We start from the raw sequence: 16018 nt of genomic DNA, 5'->3' as shown, positions 1-16018 counted from the left end.
CAGGGAGCTTCCGGGATGACGACACCCCCCACCGACGCCACCGGCAACAGCCGCCGCGCCTTCCTCAAGACCGCCGGCCTGGGCGCGGCCGCGGCCGGCGCCACCACCCTGGCGGCTCCGGCGGTGCATGCGCAGTCCACCATCCGCTGGCGGCTGCAGACCTACGCCGGCCCGGCCCTGGCCGAGCACGTCATCAAGCCGTCCATCGACGCCTTCAATAAGGTGGCCGGCGACCAGATGCAGATCGAACTCTACTTCGCCGACCAGCTCGTGCCGACCGGCGAGCTGTTCCGCGCCATGCAGCGCGGCACCATCGACGCGGTGCAGAGCGACGACGACTCCATCGCCGCACCGGTCGACGTGTCGGTGTTCGGCGGCTACTTCCCGTTCGCCACCCGCTACAGCCTGGACGTGCCGGTGCTGTTCAACGAGTACGGCCTGCGCGAGATCTGGGAAGAGGCTTACGGCGAGGTCGAGGGGGTGACCTGGTTGTCCGCCGGCGCCTGGGACCCCTGCCACTTCGCCACCGTCAACCCGATCCGCAGCCTGGACGACCTCAAGGGGCTGCGCGTCTTCACCTTCCCGACCGCCGGCCGGTTCCTGTCGCGCTTCGGGGTGGTGCCGGTGACCCTGCCGTGGGAAGACGTCGAGGTGGCGGTGCAGACCGGCGAGCTGGACGGGATCGCCTGGTCCGGCATCACCGAGGACTACACGGTGGGCTGGGCCGATGTGACCAACTACTTCCTCACCAACAACATCTCCGGGGCCTGGTGCGGCTCGTACTTCGCCAACTCGGAACGTTGGGAAGAGCTGCCCGACAACCTCAAGACCCTGTTCCGGCTCTGCATGGACAGCAGCCATTACTACCGCCAGCACTGGTATTGGGGCGGCGAGGCCAAGCTGCGCGTCATGGGCGAGAAGCTGGAACTGACCACCATCCCCGAGTCCGAGTGGCAGCAGGTCGAGGACGAGGCGATGAAGTTCTGGGACGAGATCGCGGCCGAGAGCGACCGCACCGCCCGTGTGGTCCAGATCCTCAAGGACTACCGCGAGGTGATGCGCAAGGCCGGTCCGCCCTACAGATACGGCTGATCCCGGCGTTCCCTGGGTCCCACTCGGTCCCACGCAGGAGCGTGGGACCGAGAAAGACGCGAACTCTCGCGCCCACGCTCCCGCGTGGGCGCCTCGCCCCGAGAGGGACCGGAACGGTCCCACGCAGGAGCGTGGGACCGAGAAAGACGCGAACTCTCGCGCCCACGCTCCCGCGAGGGCGCCTCGCCGCCAGAGGGACCGGAACGGTCCCACGCAGGAGCGCGGGACCGAGAAAACGGGAGTCTCGCGCCCACGCTCCCGCGTGGGCGCCTCGCCGCCAGAGGGACCGGAACGGTCCCACGCAGGAGCGTGGGACCGAGAAAGACGCGAACTCTCGCGCCCACGCTCCCGCGTGGGCGCCCCGCCCCGAGAGGGACCGGAACGGTCCCACGCAAGAGCGTGGGAGCGAGAAAACGGGAGTCTCGCGCCCACGCTCCCGCGTGGGCGTCTCGCCGCCAGAGGGACCGGAACGGCCCCACGCAGGAGCGTGGGACCGAGAAAACGGGAGTCTCGCGCCCACACTCCCGCGTGGGCGTCTCGCCGCCAGAGGGACCGGAACGGTCCCACGCAGGAGCGTGGGACCGAGAAAACGGGAGTCTCGCGCCCACGCTCCCGCGAGGGCGTCTCGCCGCCAGAGGGACCGGAACGGTCCCACGCAGGAGCGTGGGACCGAGAAAGACGCGAACTCTCGCGCCCACGCTCCCGCGAGGGCGCCTCGCCCCGAGAGGGACCGGAACGGCCCCACGCAGGAGCGTGGGACCGAGAAAACGGGAGTCTCGCGCCCACGCTCCTGCGTGGGCGCCTCCCTCCCGCCGTCATGAAACCCGCGCCGACCGTCATGCGTTGAGACCGAGAGCGCCGCCGCCCCGCGAGCGGGCCGGCGGCACCCCGGGATTCACCGCAAGGGAGACTCTCGCATGACGGAACTGGTGTGCGTGGCCTTCGACGACCCCAAGACCGCGGACCGCGCGCTGGCGGACGTCGAACGGCTGGAGAAGGAATACCTGATCGACGTGGCCGACGCCGCCGTCGCCGTGCGGCGCCCGGACGGCCGGGTCAAGGTGCGCCAGACGGTCAACCTGGTCGGCACCGGTGCGGCCGGCGGCGGCACCTGGGGCGCCCTGTGGGGTACGCTGATCGGCCTGCTGTTCCTGAACCCGCTGGCCGGGTTGCTCACCGGCGGCGTGCTCGGGGCCGGCGCGGGAGCGCTCAGCGGCGCGCTCAGCGACTACGGCATCGACGACGACTTCATCAAGCGCCTGGGCGAGACCATCACGCCCGACAGCTCGGCGCTGTTCCTGCTGATCCGGGACGCCAAGCCGGACCGCGTGCTGGAGGAGATGCAGGGATACAAGGGCACGATCCTGCGCACCTCGCTGAGCCGCGAGCAGGAAGAGAAGCTGGCCCGCTTCCTGGCGGACAGCAAGGCCGACATGGACGCCGAGGCACGCGCCGCCTGATGCAATGCGGCCCGGCCCGGGTCCCGACTCGTCGGAACCAGGGTCGTATGCCGCGCCCCGGTTATCCCACCGGGTTGACCAGCGCCGCCTCCGGTGCGGTCGCGTCGCGCACGTGACAGACGGCACCGGAGACGCGCAACCGCCCCTGCGCCAGCAGCCGCAGCGCCAGCGGATAGATGCGGTGCTCCTGCGCCAGCACCCGCGCCCCCAGCGTCTCGGGCGTGTCGTCCGCCCGCACCGGGACGGCAGCCTGGGCCACGATGGGGCCGGAGTCCATCTCCGGGCGCACCAGGTGCACGGTGCAGCCGTGCAGCTTGACCCCGGACTCCAGCGCGCGCTCGTGGGTGTGCAGGCCCTTGAAGGCCGGCAGCAGCGACGGATGGATGTTCAGCACCCGGTCGCCCCAGCCCTGCACGAACGCCGGGGTCAGCAACCGCATGAACCCGGCCAGACACAGGATGCGCACCCCGGCGGCGCGCAGGCGGGCGTCCAGGGCGGCGTCGAAGTCCGCGCGGCTGTCGTACTGGCGATGGTGCACGACCGCGGTCGGCAGTCCCTGATCGGCTGCCCAGCCCAGGCCGGGGGCGGCGGGCTCGTTGCTCAGCACCAGGGCCACCCGGGCGGGGAAGGTCGGATCGGCGCAGGCGGTCGCCAGCGCTTGCATGTTGCTGCCGCGCCCGGAGATCAGGATCGCCACCGGCACGCGCGCGTCGTGGCTCGGCCCGGTCGCGGTCATGCCCAGGCCTCGTCCAGGCCGTCCAGCCGCACCGCCGGCCCATCCTCGCGCGCCGCGACGCGTCCGATCACGCGCGCCGCCTCGCCGTGGCCGGCCAGCCGGGTCAGGGTCTCGTCGACGCGGTCCGGCGCCACCACGGCCACCATGCCGATGCCGCAGTTGAAGGTCCGCGCCATCTCCGTCGGGGCGATGCCGCCGGCCTGCTGCACCCAGCGGAACACCGGCGGCAGCGGCAGCGCGTGCACGTCCAGCGCCGCGGCCAGCCCCGCCGGCAGCACGCGCGGGATGTTCTCCACGAAGCCGCCACCGGTGATGTGCGCCAGCGCGTGCACCGCCCCGGAGCGCACCGCGTCCAGGCAGGCGGCGACGTAGATCCGGGTCGGCGCCAGCACCGCCTCGCCCAGCGACCGGCCGGGCTCGAACGGGGCCGGCGCGTCCCAGGCCAGGCCGCGGTCCGCCACCACCCGGCGCACCAGCGAGAAGCCATTGGAGTGCAGGCCGCTGGCGGCGAGCCCGAGGAGCACGTCGCCCGCCGCCACGCGGTCGCCGGTCAGGAGTTGGTCGCGCTCGACGGCGCCGACGGCGAAGCCGGCCAGGTCGTAGTCCCCGGCCGCGTACAGGCCCGGCATCTCCGCCGTCTCGCCGCCCACCAGGGCACAGCCGGCCTGGCGGCAGCCGTCGGCGATGCCCGCCACCACCGCGCGCGCGGTCTCGACATCGAGCCGCGCCGTAGCGTAATAGTCCAGGAAGAACAGGGGCTCGGCGCCCTGCACCACGAGATCGTTGACGCACATGGCCACCAGGTCCTGGCCGATGCCCGCATGGCGCCCGGTCTCGATGGCGATCCGCAGCTTGGTGCCGACGCCATCGGTGGCGGCGACCAGCAGGGGGTCGCGGAACCCGGCGCCGGCCGGATCGAACACGGCGCCGAAGCCGCCCAGCGCGGCCTCGGCCCCGGGGCGGGCGGTGGCGCGCGCCAACGGCGCGATGGCCCGCACCAGCGCGTCACCGGCGGCGATGTCGACGCCGGCGGCCTTGTACGTCAGGCCCCCGTCCCGGGGACCGTCGCTTTGGAAGGGAGTGGAAATGGCGGCCTCGCGAACGCTGACAGAGGGACCGGATCGGGACGGGCGAACCATAGCCGAACCGGCCGCCGATGCAACAGCGGCCCCGGCCGCACCGGGGGTGGTCGGGACCGTGGCGCGCCTGCTGCTGGCGGTGGTGATGGTCATGGTCCTGGGGGTGGTCCCGGGCCGGGCCGACGCGCAGGGGCCGGGCCAGGGCGAGGACGGCGCCTACACCGCGCGCGCGGTGCCGATCGAGGCCACCGCCGCCGACGCCGCGCAGGCCCGCGACCAGGCCGTCGCCCAGGGCAAGGTGGCCGCGTTCCAGACCATGCTGCGTCGCATCACCGACCCGGCCGACCATGGCCGGCTGCCGCAGCCGTCGGGCCAGCAGGTGCGGGCCATGGTGGAGACCTACAGCCTGTCCGCCGAACGCACCACCGACACCACCTACAAGGCGCGCATCACCGTGCGCTACGACGGCACCGCCGTGCGCCGGCTGTTGCAGCAGCACGGCATCGGACACGCCGCCAGCGCCTCGCAGCCGGTCCTGGTGGTGCCGGTCTACCAGCCCGGCCCCGACGCCGCCGCGATCCTGTGGGAGGACACCAATCCGTGGCTGACGGCCTGGCGCCGACAGGACAGCGGCAACGTGCTGATGCCGCTGGAGGTGCCCACCGGCGACCTGCGCGACGTCACCAGCCTTACCGCCGAGGAGGCGCTGGCGCCCGACAGTGATGCCCTGGCCCGGCTGCTGGATCGTTACGGCCGCGCCCAGGTCCTGGTCGCCCACGCGGTGCGGAGCAGCCCGGACCGCCTGGAGGTCTCCCTCAACTACGGTAGCCCGCGCGCCATGGCGAAAACGGCGCGCAGCGGCATCACCCGCATGGCCGGCGAGGACGATGCCGCCTTCCTGACCCGGGCGGCCCGGGAACTGGCCCGGCGCATGGAAGAGGACTGGCGCAACGCCACCATGGTGCAGACCGGCGCGGCCCGCCGGGTCACTGCGCTGGTGAGCCTGGGCGGCTTCTCCGACTGGGTGGCGACCCGCCGTGCGCTGGAGCGCTCCCCGCTGGTGCGCGACCACACGGTGCAGGCCATGAGCCGCCAGACGGCCCAGCTCACCCTGACCGTGCTCGGCGATGCCGAGCGCGTGGGCGCGGGGCTGGCCTCGGAGGGCCTCAACCTGTCCGTGCGCGATGGCTACTGGCTGATCCGCCGCACCGCCGCGCCGGCCGCCGCGACCCCGGGGACGGCGGGGACGGCGGGGGCGTCCGCCACGGTCGGCGCGACCGGCCTCGGCGGGGCGCTCGGCCCGGCAGGAGGGACTCGACCGGAGTGACCCTGGCCGCCCTTCCCAACGCCCTGACCGCGCTCCGCTTCGTCCTGGTGATCCCCACGCTGTGGTGCATCGCCGATGACCGGACCCTGGTGGCGCTCGTGCTGTTCGTCGTCGCCGGCCTGACCGACGCCCTGGATGGCACGTTGGCGCGGCGCCTGAACGCCCGCACCGCCCTGGGGGCAACGCTCGATCCGGTCGCCGACAAGGCCCTGTTGTCCGGCGTCTACATCATGCTGGCGCTGGTCCAGGTGCTGCCGGCCTGGCTGGCGCTGCTGGTGGTGGCGCGCGATTTCGCCATCCTGCTGGGCGCCGGTGTCATCCGGCTGTGCGGCGGCGCCTATGTCCCGGTCCCATCGCGGCTGTCGCGGTTCAACACCGTCGCCCAGGTGACGCTGGGGGCTGGGGTGCTGGCCACCGAGGCCCTGGCCCCGGACATGACCCGGCAGCTGGCGGCCGTCCTGGTGCCGGTGGTGGCGGTCACCACGGTGACCTCCGGGCTGGCCTATGCCTGGGCGGCGGCGCGGGGACCGCTGCGGCGGCGGCGCGCCGATGGAGGCCGGTCATGAGCGATCCCGGCGAGGATCCGGCCGCTGCCCCCGGCGGCGCCCAGATGGCGTTCGACTTCCCGGCCCGGCCGGCCCTGGGCCGGGCCGATTTCCTGGTGGCGCCGTGCAACGCCGCCGCCGTGGCCTGGATCGACCGCTGGCCGGACTGGCCCGGCCCGGCGCTGGCCCTGGTCGGCCCCGAGGGCTGCGGCAAGACCCACCTGGCGCATGTGCTGGCGGCCCGCGCGGGCGCCCGGGTGCTCGACCGGCCGGACGCGGAGGCCCTCAACGCGGCCCTGATCGCCGGCGAGCGCGGGCCCCTGGTGGTGGAGCTGGCGCCCGGTACGCCCCGCCTCGACCCCGCCGCCGAGGAGGCGCTGGTGCACGTCCTCAACCTGGCGCGCGAGCACGGCGACCACTGCCTGCTGACCAGCACCGCGCCCCCGGCCCGCTGGCGGGTCGCGCTGCCCGACCTGCACTCGCGCCTCGCGGCGCTGCCGGTGGCCGAGATCACGCCGCCGGACGAGACCCTGCTGGAGATGGTGCTGGTCAAGCTGTTCGCCGATCGCCAGGTGATCGTCCCGCCCGACGTGATGCGCTTCCTGGCGCGCCGCATCGACCGCTCGTTCGCGGCCGCGCGCGATATCGTGGCGCGCCTGGACGCCCTCGCCTGGGGGCGCGGCCGGGCCATCACCCTCCCGCTGGCCCGCGAGTTGCTCGGCCGGCCGGACGTCAGCCGCCGTCGAGATCCGCCGGCCGGATGAAGCCGGCGAGACGACCGCCCCCGGCCGCGATGTCGCGCCAGTGCGCGACCGGAAGGTCCAGGGTCACCAGGGCGGCGGTCGGCAGCTTGCGCCGCAGGCGCGCCATGGCGGGACCGTCGTCGTCCCGGGCCAGATCCTGCACCAGCAGTTCCAGGGCCGGGTTGTGGCCCACGACCAGCACGGCGCCGACGGCATCGTCGAGCGCCTCCAGGCGTTGGCGCAGGGGCAGCGGCTCGAAGGTGTACACGGCCGACTCGATCTCGACCGGACCGTCGGGCAGGCCGGCCCGGACAAGCTCCAGGGTCTGGCGCGCGCGCACCGCGGTCGAGCACAGCACCAGATCCGGCGGCGGATCCAGCGCGGCGACCGCGGGGGCCATGGCGCGGCCGGCGCGCTCGCCGCGCGGCGCCAGCGGGCGGTCGTGATCTTCCAGATTGGGCTGATCCCAACTGGATTTGGCGTGCCGCAGCAGGTATAGCCGCCTCATCGGTGTTCCCCCGTGGTCCCCGGTAGGCCTGGACCGGACGCGGTGCGGCCGGCGCGCCGGACCGGGGCGCACCCGGGCCGCCCGCCCTCGTGCCGCTCCGGTCGAGACCCCGGTCGTGACCCCATTCGTGCCCCCGTTTGTGCCCAAAGCGGCGGCCCTTGAAAAGGATGGCGCGCCGGCCCGACGGACACGACCATGCCGGCGCCCCGGCGCGGCGCCACAAATCGTCATTTGACGCGCGCCGGCGGGCCGGCCTCAATCGGTTGGGACTCGAGGCACGCCGACCCGGGAAGAGGCAAAGGAGACGGTCATGAGCAGCGCGCGGGACGAGGCCCTGGCGTCCACCGAAACCCCCGGCACCGTGGCGGAGATCGCCGCGGCCGCGGCGGCCCGCGCCATCACGCTCGACTCGCCGGAACGGTTCATCAACCGCGAGCTGTCGTGGCTGGGCTTCAACTTCCGGGTCCTGGACGAGGCGCGCAACCAGCGCCATCCGGTGATGGAGCGGGTGCGCTTCCTGTCCATCTCGGCCTCGAACCTCGACGAGTTCTACATGGTGCGCGTGGCCGGCCTGAAGGGGCAGGTGAACGCCGGCGTCAACAAGATCAGCCAGGACGGCCGCACCCCGGCCCAGCAACTCCTGGAGATCAACCGCATGGCCCGCGAACTGCTGGAGGAGCAGCAGGCCATCTGGACCGAGGTTCATGCCGACCTGCGCGCCCGCGGCGTGCACGTGCTCAGCGTGGGCGAGGTGACCGCCGACGACCGGCGGTGGCTGGAGCGGCATTTCAACGAGCAGATCTTCCCCATCCTGACGCCCCTGGCCATCGACCCGGCGCACCCCTTCCCGTTCATCCCGAATCTGGGCCATGCCCTGGTGATGCAACTTAAGCGCGAGGGCGGCGGCGAAAGCCTGCGCGCCCTGGTGCCGCTGCCCGGGCAGGTCGACCGCCTGATCCGCCTGCCGGGCGACGGTCACCGCTACCTGTTCCTGGAAGACCTGGTGGGCCTGTTCATGGGCCGCCTGTTCCCCGGGTTCCACGTCGACCAGGGCGGCCACTTCCGGGTCATCCGCGATTCGGAAGTGGAGATCGACGAGGAGGCGGAGGATCTGGTCCGCAGCTTCGAATCGGCCCTCAAGCGGCGCCGGCGCGGCCACTGCATCCGTCTGACCCTGAACGCCGACATGCCGGAACCGCTGATCCGCCTGATCTGCGAGGAAATGCAGGTGGCCGAGGAGGACCTGTTCCGCCTCGACGGCCCGATCGGCATGGCCGACCTCAAGCAGCTCATCGCCGACGACCGCCCCGACCTTCAGTTCGTGCCCTACACGGCGCGCTTCCCCGAGCGTATCCGCGACTTCGGCGGCGACTGCCTGGCGGCGATTCGGGAGAAGGACATCGTCGTCCACCACCCCTACGAATCGTTCGACGTGGTGGTGCAGTTCCTGCGTCAGGCCGCGGCCGACCCGCAGGTGGTGTCGATCAAGCAGACGCTGTACCGCACCTCGAACAACTCACCCATCGTGGCGGCGCTGGTGGAAGCGGCGGAGAGCGGCAAGACCGTCACCGCCATGGTGGAGTTGAAGGCCCGCTTCGACGAGGAGGCCAACATCCGCTGGGCGCGGGACCTGGAGCGAGCGGGCGCGAACGTGGTCTACGGCTTCATGGACCTGAAGACGCACGCCAAGATCTCTCTGGTGGTGCGTCGGGAGAGCGGCCAGTTGCGCTCCTACGTACACTTCGGCACCGGCAACTACCACCCGATCACGGCCAAGATCTATACCGACCTGTCGTTCTTCACCGCCGATCCCGCGCTGTGCCGCGACGCCGCCACCGCGTTCAACTACATGACCGGCTACGCCCGGCCCAAGGGCCTGGAGAAGCTCGATCTGGCGCCGCTGACGCTCAAGGACCGCCTGTTGGAGCTGATCCAGGCCGAGGTGGACCACGTCACGGCCGGGCGGCCCGGCGCCATCTGGGCCAAGATGAACAGCCTGGTGGACGGCGCCATCATCGACGCGCTGTATCGCGCCTCGCAGGCCGGGGTCCAGGTCGACCTGGTGGTGCGTGGCATCTGCTGCCTGCGGCCCGGCGTGCCCGGCCTGTCGGACAACATCCGGGTCAAGAGCATCGTCGGGCGCTTCCTGGAACACTCCCGCATCGCCTGCTTCGGCAACGGCGCCGACCTGCCGTCCCCGCAGGCCCGGATCTTCATCTCGTCGGCGGACTGGATGCCGCGCAATCTCGAGTCCCGCGTCGAGACCTGCGTGCCGATCGAGAACGAAACCGTGCGCACCCAGATCATGAACCAGATCATGGTCGCCAACCTGAACGACGAACAGCAGAGCTGGTACCTGATGGCCGACGGCACCTTCCAGCGCGTCGATTCGGCCGAGGATGCCTTCAACGCCCATACCTACTTCATGAACAATCCCAGCCTGTCGGGCCGCGGCAGGGCGCTGGACAAGGCCAGCAAGGAAATCCCCCAACTCATCCTGAAGCGCCGCGCCCCGCAGTGACCCGCACCCGCGCCGGCACGGCCCCCAGCAACGGACGGGACCCCATGGACGACCGCCCCCGCCCCCCCGCTCAAGCCCCCGGCCAGCCCCGCCGCGCCGCCGATCGCCCCGGCTGCGACGGCCTGGGGGTCGGCGCCGGCCCGGACGCCGACCCGGTGGGCATCGTCGACATCGGCTCCAACTCGGTCCGCCTCGTGGTCTACCGCGGCGGCGCCCGCATCCCGGTGCCGCTGTTCAACGAGAAGGCCGTGTGTGCCCTGGGCCAGGGCTTGGGCGCCAGCGGCCGTCTCAACCCGGACGGCCGCGCGCTGGCGCGCGCCGCCGTCGGCCGCTTCGTCGCCCTGGGCCGGGCCATGGGCGTTTCACGGCTCGACGTGCTGGCCACCGCCGCGGTGCGCGACGCCGCCGACGGCGCCGCCTTCGCCCAGGAGCTGGAGCGCGACACCGGCGTGCGGGTGCAGGTGCTGGACGGCATCGAGGAGGCCGGCCGCGCCGCCCAGGGGGTGCAATGCGCGGTGCCCGACGCCGAGGGCGTGGTCGCCGACCTGGGCGGCGGCAGCCTGGATCTGGTGCGCATCGCGGACCACCGTTTCGTCGATTTCGCCAGCTTCCCGCTCGGCCTGCTGCGGCTGGCGGAGGCATCGGACGGCGGCCAGCCGGACCTTGCCGAGCGCATCCTGGACGAGGCCCTGGCCCGGCAGCCGTGGCTCGCCCAGGCGGCCGGTCAGACCGTCTATGCCGTCGGCGGGGCCTGGCGCGCGCTGGCGCGGGTGTGCATGCACCGCATGGGCTACCCGCTGCACGTCCTCGACAACTACACCCTCAGCCACACCGACGCCCGCCCGCTGCTGGACTGGGTGGCCGCGACACCCGTCAAGCAGCTCGCCCAGGTGCCGCGCCTGAGCAAGAAGCGGGCGCCGATGCTGCCGCTGGCGGCCGTGGTGCTGGCGCGCCTGATGGTCGCAGTGCGACCGCGCCGGGTGGTGTTCTCGGTCTATGGCGTGCGCGAGGGCCAGTTCATGCAGGGCCTGCCCGCCGACATGCAGCGCGAGGACCCGCTGCTCGCCTCCATGACGGTGATGGCGCGCGAGGCCGGCCGCTTCCGCCAGCACGGCGACGAGGTCGCGGACTGGATGGCGCCGCTGTTCCCGGCCGAGCCGCCCGAACTGGCGCGGCTGCGCCTGGCGGCCTGCATCATCGGTGACATCTTCTGGAACGAGCACCCGGACTACCGCGCCGAGCAGGCGTTCCACCGCGTGCTGCGGCTGCCGTTCATGGGGCTGGACCACCGCGACCGCGCCGGCCTCGCGCTGGCGATCTACCACCGCTACACCGGCGATACGGACGCGGCCCTGGTCGGTCAGGCGGAGGCCCTGCTGGACGATCCCGCGCGCGTGCGCCGGACCCGCATCATCGGCGCGGCCCTGCGGCTGGCGCACACCCTGAGCGGGGGGGCGCCCGGCGTGCTGCATCGCACGCGGCTGGACCGGACGCCGGGCGGGACGCTGACCCTGACGGTGCCCGCCGGCGACCCGCTGTTCGATCCGCGGTTCGTGGAGCGGCGCCTGGACAAGCTGGCCCGCGTGCTCGACCTCGCGCCCGCGGTGGCGGTGGCCTCGGCGGAGTGACGCGGGAGCAGAGCACGCGGAACGAAGCACGCGAAGAGGACCACGCGGGGCAGAAACGGTGTCAGATGGCCTGTAAGCCGGGTTCTGTCCCCGCCCCGCCGGCGCACCGGCGGCGCGATGGATGGCCATTCGTCTGGGACGCCCGTCGCCGGACGCCTCGCGCGACATACCCGAGCGGCGGCGCGAAAACCCGCCTGGCCCCCACCCCCGGACCGAAATCCAGGGGCTGGGCCGGCCGCTCCTACTCCGTCTTGCTCCCGGTGGGGTTTACCATGCCGCCCCCGTCGCCGGGGGCGCGGTGCGCTCTTGCCGCACCCTTTCACCCTTGCCCGCCGGCGCTCCCCGCGGGGAGGCGGACGGGCGGTTTGCTTTCTGTGGCACTTTCCCTAGGGTCGCCCCCGCCGGACGTTATCCGGCACCGTGTTTCCGTGGAGCCCGGACTTTCCTCCCCGGTCCCAGGGGACCAGGGCGGCCATCCAGCCATCTGACACCGGTGTCAGGATAGTCCGCGCGCCAGCCAGGTCAACCGCCGCGCTCGGCCAGCAGCCGCGCCACCAGCGCATCGACGTTGCCGCCCTCGTACAGCACGCCGGTCACCCCGGCGGCCGCGCCGGCCTGCACGTCGCGCGGCCGGTCGCCCAGCATAAACGAGCGCCCCGCATCGACCGGGAAGTCGGCCATCGCCCGCAGCAGCAGGCCGGGCGCCGGCTTGCGACAGTCGCAGGCCAACCGGTAGCGCCCGACCCCCTGAGTGGCGTGGTGCGGGCAGTAGTAGAACGCATCCACCCGCGCCCCCTGTCGCGCCAGATCGGCCGCCATCCAGGCGTGCAGCGCCCGCACCGTCGCCTCGTCGAACATTCCGCGCGCCACCCCGGACTGGTTGGTAACCACGAACACCCACCAGCCGGCCGCGTTCAGCCGCCGCAGCGCCGCCACCGCCCCGGGCAGCCATGTGATCTGGTCGGGGCGGTGGGCATAGTCCACGTCCACGTTGAGCGTGCCGTCGCGGTCCAGGAAGGCCGCCGGGCGCGGTCGCCGCGCGCTCATCATGCCGTCCCCCCGGCCACCCGCTCCAGCAGCGCCCCCTGGCGGCGCAGGCAGTCGGCGCGCTCAAACCGCTCGACCACCGTCCGCCGTGCCGCCGCCCGCAGCGGGGCCAGGGCGTCCCGTTCGGTCAGGGCCTCGGCCACCCGCCGGGCCAGCGCCGCCGGGTCGTGGAACGACGTCAGCAGGCCGTTGACACCGTCCTCGATCACCTCGGTGACCGGCGCGGTGTCGGAGGCCACCACCAGGGCGCCGCAGCTCATCGCCTCCAGCATCGACCAGGACAGCACGAAGGGATAGGTCAGGTAGACATGCACGGCCGAGACCTGGAGCAGGCGGCGGTAGGTTTGGTAGGGCAACCGGCCCGTGAAGATCACCCGCTCCGGCGGCAGCCGCTCCGGTCCCACCTCGGCCAGCATGTGGGCGCGCCAGGTCCTGTCCGGGGCGCCGGGCGGCGGGCCGCCGTAGCTGACGTCGTCGCCACCGACGATAACGACACGGGCCTGCGGCCGCGCCGCCAGCAGGTCCGGCAGCGCCCGCATGAGGATGTGGAAGCCACGGTAGGGCTCCAGGTTGCGGGCCACATAGGTGACGATCTCCTCGCCGGCGCGCAGCGTCACCCCGCCGTCCAGGGTCACGGACGCCGCCGGGTCGGGCGCCATGTGGGCGGTGTCGACACCCTCGTGGATCACCGACACCTTGGGCTGGAGCAGGGCCGGATGCAGGCTCTTCTGCCACAGGGTCGCGGTCACGGCGTGGTCGCAGGCCATCAGCGCGTGCAGCAGGTGCGTATTGCGCAGGCGGGTGCGGGCGGCGACGTCGAGGCCAAGCGGCTGGGCGGACTCGAACCCCACGTCGGCGCCACGGGCGTGGTAGAAGAACTCGCTGTAGAGCAGCAGCGGCACGCGCGGGACCACGTCCTTGACGAACAGCGCCTCGCCCCAGCCCGAGTGCGCGACGATCAGATCCGGACGATGACCGCGGTCGCGCAAGGCCACCAGCACACGCGCCGCCGCCTGACCGTATAGAACCGCCCGTTCGGCGCGCACCAGGTAGGGGTGGGTGTCGGGGCTGGGGTCGCGGTGCAGGCTGTAGGCCACCGTCCGCACGCCGGGAATGCGGCGATCGCGGCGGGTGCCGATCATGGTGATGTCGTGACCGCCGGTCGCGGCCAGGTGCTGGACGAGCGGGCCGAACTGGCCCGGCGTGTTCTGGTGGATGAAGACGAGGCGCATGGTCCGGCGGGATCGAGGGGGTGGGCGCGGGCGCAGCATCCCGGCCTTGCAGGCGGATTTCAAGCGGCTGTCGCGCCCGGGCATGAGGCGGTATGGTCGCGACCGGCGCGCCGGCAGCCGGTCGCGCGCCCGGGCGGCAGGGATGGAGCGGGGATGAAACGCAGTCTGGTGACGGGGGGCGCGGGCTTCATCGGCTCGCATCTGTGCGAACGCCTGCTGGCGCGCGGCCACGAGGTGCTGTGCGTCGACAACTACTTCACCGGCCGACGCGCCACCATCCATCACCTGATGGGCAATCCGTTCTTCGAGGTCATGCGCCACGACGTGACCTTCCCGCTATACGTCGAGGTCGACGAGATCTACAACCTCGCCTGCCCCGCCTCGCCGGTGCACTATCAGGTCGACCCGGTGCAGACGACCAAGACCAGCGTGCACGGCGCCATCAACATCCTGGGCCTGGCCAAGCGCACCGGCGCCCGGGTGTTCCAGGCCTCGACGTCCGAGGTCTACGGCGACCCGGCGGAGACGCCGCAGACCGAGGCCTACTGGGGCAACGTCAACCCGATCGGGCCGCGCGCCTGCTACGACGAGGGCAAGCGTTGCGCCGAGACGCTGTTCTTCGACTACCACCGCCAGCACCGGGTAAGCATCAAGGTGGCGCGCCTGTTCAACACCTACGGCCCGCGCATGCACCCGGACGACGGCCGCGTCGTCTCCAACTTCGTCCTGGCGGCACTGCGCGGCGAGCCCCTGGTGCTGTATGGCGACGGCGCCCAGACCCGCGCCTTCTGCTACGTGGACGACCTGCTGGACGGCATCGACCGTTTCATGGCCGCGCCCGATGCCTTTGTCGGGCCGGTCAACCTGGGCAACCCGGCGGAGATCAGCATCCGCGGCCTGGCCGAGACGGTGTTGCGGCTGACCGGGTCGCGGTCCACCATCGTGACGCGCCCGGCCCAGGCCGACGACCCGCGCCGGCGCTGCCCGGACATCACCCTGGCCCGCGAGGCCCTGGGCTGGGCGCCGTCGGTGGCCCTGGACGAGGGCCTGACGCGCACCATTGCCTATTTCGACCGCCTGCTGACGGCCGGCCCGGCGGCGGCGGTCTGCACCGGCGCGGCGGAGGCCGGGGCCGATGCCTGAGGCGGCGGCCGGCGTCTCCGTGGTGATCGTCTGGTACGGCGGCGACGAGATCGGCGCCGTGGTGGACGCGGTGCGGGCCGAGCCCGCCGTGACCGAGGTGATCGTGGTCAACAACCGGTCCGCGCCGCCGTGGCCCCCGGCGCTGGGGACGCCGCCGGCCCCCACGCCGCACCTGCGGTTGGTGCACGGCCAGGGCAACGTGGGCTTCGGCGCCGGCTGCGCCCTGGGCGTGGCGGAGGCCCGGGCGGAGCTGGTGCTGCTGCTCAACCCGGACTGCCGGCCGGCGCCCGGATGCCTGGACGGGCTGCTGCGGATCGCCGCCACCCAGCCCGACGACGCGTGGCTGATCGGGCCGCGGCTGCTGAACCCGGATGGCTCGGAACAGGCCGGGGCGCGGCGCAACGCCGGCACCCCCGGGCAGTGGCTGGGCGAGGCCCTGGGCGGCCCGGTCGCGGCGCGGCTGGGGCGGGTCAACCGTCAGGGGGAGCCGCTGCCCGACGCGGACGCGGTGCCGATGCCGGCGGTCTCCGGCGCCTTCATGCTGCTGCCCCGGGCCTTCTACCACCGTCTGGGTGGGTTCGACCCCGGCTACTTCCTGCATTTCGAGGACCTGGCGCTGTGCCGCGCCGTCTGGCGCGCCGGCGGGCGGGTGTTGTTCGCGCCGCGCCTGACCGCCACCCACCTGAAAAGCCGGTCGCCGGTCTCCGGGCTGTTCGTCACCCGGCACAAGATCCGCAGCTTCCGCCGCTACCTGATGACCGAATTCGCGCCGGAGGGCGTGCCGCGCTGGCGCCTGTGGGCGATGTGGGCGCTGCTGTCCGCCGGCCTGCTGGCGCGAACGCTGCTGAGCGATCCGCGCTAACAGGCTGCGGAAAAAGCGGTGTGGTTTCCCCCTTTCCCCATCGACAGCGGCGAAAATCGGTGCTGTCGGTGAGGTTAGGACCGCCGTTTCCGGCG

14 protein-coding genes and 1 other RNA gene are annotated in these 16018 nt (G+C 72.9%); 9 read left to right on the top strand and 6 right to left on the bottom strand.

What is annotated here, in order from left to right; translation table 11 throughout:
- The first annotated feature begins 15 nt into the window (after window positions 1-15).
- Together GGD88_RS11765 and GGD88_RS11760 are read left to right on the top strand one after the other, a co-directional pair.
- Complete coding sequence (locus tag GGD88_RS11765; protein WP_184435669.1) at window positions 16-1092, top strand: TRAP transporter substrate-binding protein; 1077 nt, start codon at window positions 16-18, stop codon at window positions 1090-1092.
- A 917-nt stretch (window positions 1093-2009) separates the two neighbouring features.
- Window positions 2010-2552, top strand: coding sequence for a DUF1269 domain-containing protein (locus GGD88_RS11760; RefSeq protein WP_184435667.1), 543 nt, complete (start codon window positions 2010-2012; stop codon window positions 2550-2552).
- A 61-nt stretch (window positions 2553-2613) separates the two neighbouring features.
- On the opposite strand, the gene purN is transcribed toward GGD88_RS11760, so the two are convergent.
- Together purN and purM are read right to left on the bottom strand one after the other, a co-directional pair.
- A complete protein-coding gene (gene purN, locus GGD88_RS11755) occupies window positions 2614-3288 on the bottom strand; it encodes a phosphoribosylglycinamide formyltransferase (protein WP_184435665.1) in 675 nt (224 codons plus the stop codon).
- A complete protein-coding gene (gene purM, locus GGD88_RS11750; protein ID WP_184435663.1) occupies window positions 3285-4427 on the bottom strand; it encodes a phosphoribosylformylglycinamidine cyclo-ligase in 1143 nt (380 codons plus the stop codon). Before purM ends, purN begins: the two co-directional genes overlap by 4 nt.
- 58 nt (window positions 4428-4485) lie before the next feature.
- Here purM and GGD88_RS11745 point away from each other — a divergent pair, with 58 nt between their 5' ends.
- Genes GGD88_RS11745 through GGD88_RS11735 form a run of 3 tightly spaced genes read left to right on the top strand, consistent with a single transcriptional unit; the run spans window position 4486 to window position 7003 of the window.
- Complete coding sequence (locus GGD88_RS11745; RefSeq protein ID WP_184435661.1) at window positions 4486-5694, top strand: DUF2066 domain-containing protein; 1209 nt, start codon at window positions 4486-4488, stop codon at window positions 5692-5694.
- Window positions 5691-6260, top strand: coding sequence for a CDP-alcohol phosphatidyltransferase family protein (locus GGD88_RS11740; protein ID WP_184435659.1), 570 nt, complete (start codon window positions 5691-5693; stop codon window positions 6258-6260). Before GGD88_RS11745 ends, GGD88_RS11740 begins: the two co-directional genes overlap by 4 nt.
- A complete protein-coding gene (locus GGD88_RS11735) occupies window positions 6257-7003 on the top strand; it encodes an HdaA/DnaA family protein (RefSeq protein WP_221237122.1) in 747 nt (248 codons plus the stop codon). The genes GGD88_RS11740 and GGD88_RS11735 overlap by 4 nt, the downstream gene beginning before the upstream one ends.
- On the opposite strand, the gene GGD88_RS11730 is transcribed toward GGD88_RS11735, so the two are convergent.
- Complete coding sequence (locus GGD88_RS11730; protein ID WP_184435657.1) at window positions 6972-7490, bottom strand: SixA phosphatase family protein; 519 nt, start codon at window positions 7488-7490, stop codon at window positions 6972-6974. The two genes, GGD88_RS11735 and GGD88_RS11730, sit on opposite strands and share 32 nt — an antisense overlap.
- Window positions 7491-7800: 310 nt before the next feature.
- Between GGD88_RS11730 and GGD88_RS11725 the strand changes: the two genes are divergently transcribed.
- Both GGD88_RS11725 and GGD88_RS11720 read left to right on the top strand, forming a co-directional pair.
- Window positions 7801-10011, top strand: a complete 2211-nt coding sequence (locus tag GGD88_RS11725) for an RNA degradosome polyphosphate kinase (RefSeq protein ID WP_184435655.1) — start codon at window positions 7801-7803, stop codon at window positions 10009-10011.
- A gap of 44 nt (window positions 10012-10055) precedes the next feature.
- Window positions 10056-11639, top strand: coding sequence for a Ppx/GppA family phosphatase (locus GGD88_RS11720; RefSeq protein ID WP_184435653.1), 1584 nt, complete (start codon window positions 10056-10058; stop codon window positions 11637-11639).
- 57 nt (window positions 11640-11696) lie between these two features.
- On the opposite strand, the gene rnpB is transcribed toward GGD88_RS11720, so the two are convergent.
- The 3 genes from rnpB to GGD88_RS11705 form a co-directional block, all read right to left on the bottom strand.
- Window positions 11697-12127: RNase P RNA component class A (gene rnpB / locus GGD88_RS11715), an RNA gene on the bottom strand.
- A gap of 34 nt (window positions 12128-12161) precedes the next feature.
- Window positions 12162-12689: a D-glycero-alpha-D-manno-heptose-1,7-bisphosphate 7-phosphatase gene (locus GGD88_RS11710; protein WP_246423718.1), complete on the bottom strand. Its 528-nt coding sequence runs from the start codon at window positions 12687-12689 to the stop codon at window positions 12162-12164.
- The gene (locus GGD88_RS11705) at window positions 12686-13918 is read right to left on the bottom strand and encodes a glycosyltransferase family 4 protein (protein WP_184435649.1); all 1233 of its coding nucleotides are present in this window, start codon (window positions 13916-13918) and stop codon (window positions 12686-12688) included. Before GGD88_RS11705 ends, GGD88_RS11710 begins: the two co-directional genes overlap by 4 nt.
- Window positions 13919-14071: 153 nt before the next feature.
- On the opposite strand from GGD88_RS11705, the gene GGD88_RS11700 reads away from it, so the two are divergent.
- Entirely contained in the window at window positions 14072-15061 is a 990-nt protein-coding gene (locus GGD88_RS11700) for a UDP-glucuronic acid decarboxylase family protein (protein ID WP_184435647.1), read from the top strand.
- Window positions 15054-15923, top strand: coding sequence for a glycosyltransferase (locus GGD88_RS11695; protein WP_184435645.1), 870 nt, complete (start codon window positions 15054-15056; stop codon window positions 15921-15923). Before GGD88_RS11700 ends, GGD88_RS11695 begins: the two co-directional genes overlap by 8 nt.
- Window positions 15924-16018 lie beyond the last annotated feature (95 nt).

Origin of the sequence: Roseospira goensis, from assembly GCF_014197795.1 — a bacterium.
Taxonomy (GTDB): Bacteria; Pseudomonadota; Alphaproteobacteria; order Rhodospirillales; family Rhodospirillaceae; genus Rhodospira; species Rhodospira goensis.
The sequence above is the reverse complement of the archived record's forward strand: the minus strand, read 5'-3'. Positions and strand labels throughout refer to the sequence as shown.

Excerpts from the sequence above, each read along its gene's own strand:
- GGD88_RS11700 (WP_184435647.1), top strand. The coding sequence starts at position 14,072 with ATGAAACGCAGTCTGGTGACGGGGGGCGCGGGCTTCATCGGCTCGCAT.
- purM (WP_184435663.1), bottom strand. The coding sequence starts at position 4,427 with ATGGTTCGCCCGTCCCGATCCGGTCCCTCTGTCAGCGTTCGCGAGGCC.
- GGD88_RS11735 (WP_221237122.1), top strand. The coding sequence starts at position 6,257 with ATGAGCGATCCCGGCGAGGATCCGGCCGCTGCCCCCGGCGGCGCCCAG.
- GGD88_RS11765 (WP_184435669.1), top strand. The coding sequence starts at position 16 with ATGACGACACCCCCCACCGACGCCACCGGCAACAGCCGCCGCGCCTTC.
- GGD88_RS11760 (WP_184435667.1), top strand. The coding sequence starts at position 2,010 with ATGACGGAACTGGTGTGCGTGGCCTTCGACGACCCCAAGACCGCGGAC.
- GGD88_RS11725 (WP_184435655.1), top strand. The coding sequence starts at position 7,801 with ATGAGCAGCGCGCGGGACGAGGCCCTGGCGTCCACCGAAACCCCCGGC.
- GGD88_RS11695 (WP_184435645.1), top strand. The coding sequence starts at position 15,054 with ATGCCTGAGGCGGCGGCCGGCGTCTCCGTGGTGATCGTCTGGTACGGC.
- GGD88_RS11730 (WP_184435657.1), bottom strand. The coding sequence starts at position 7,490 with ATGAGGCGGCTATACCTGCTGCGGCACGCCAAATCCAGTTGGGATCAG.
- GGD88_RS11710 (WP_246423718.1), bottom strand. The coding sequence starts at position 12,689 with ATGATGAGCGCGCGGCGACCGCGCCCGGCGGCCTTCCTGGACCGCGAC.
- purN (WP_184435665.1), bottom strand. The coding sequence starts at position 3,288 with ATGACCGCGACCGGGCCGAGCCACGACGCGCGCGTGCCGGTGGCGATC.
- GGD88_RS11705 (WP_184435649.1), bottom strand. The coding sequence starts at position 13,918 with ATGCGCCTCGTCTTCATCCACCAGAACACGCCGGGCCAGTTCGGCCCG.
- GGD88_RS11720 (WP_184435653.1), top strand. The coding sequence starts at position 10,056 with ATGGACGACCGCCCCCGCCCCCCCGCTCAAGCCCCCGGCCAGCCCCGC.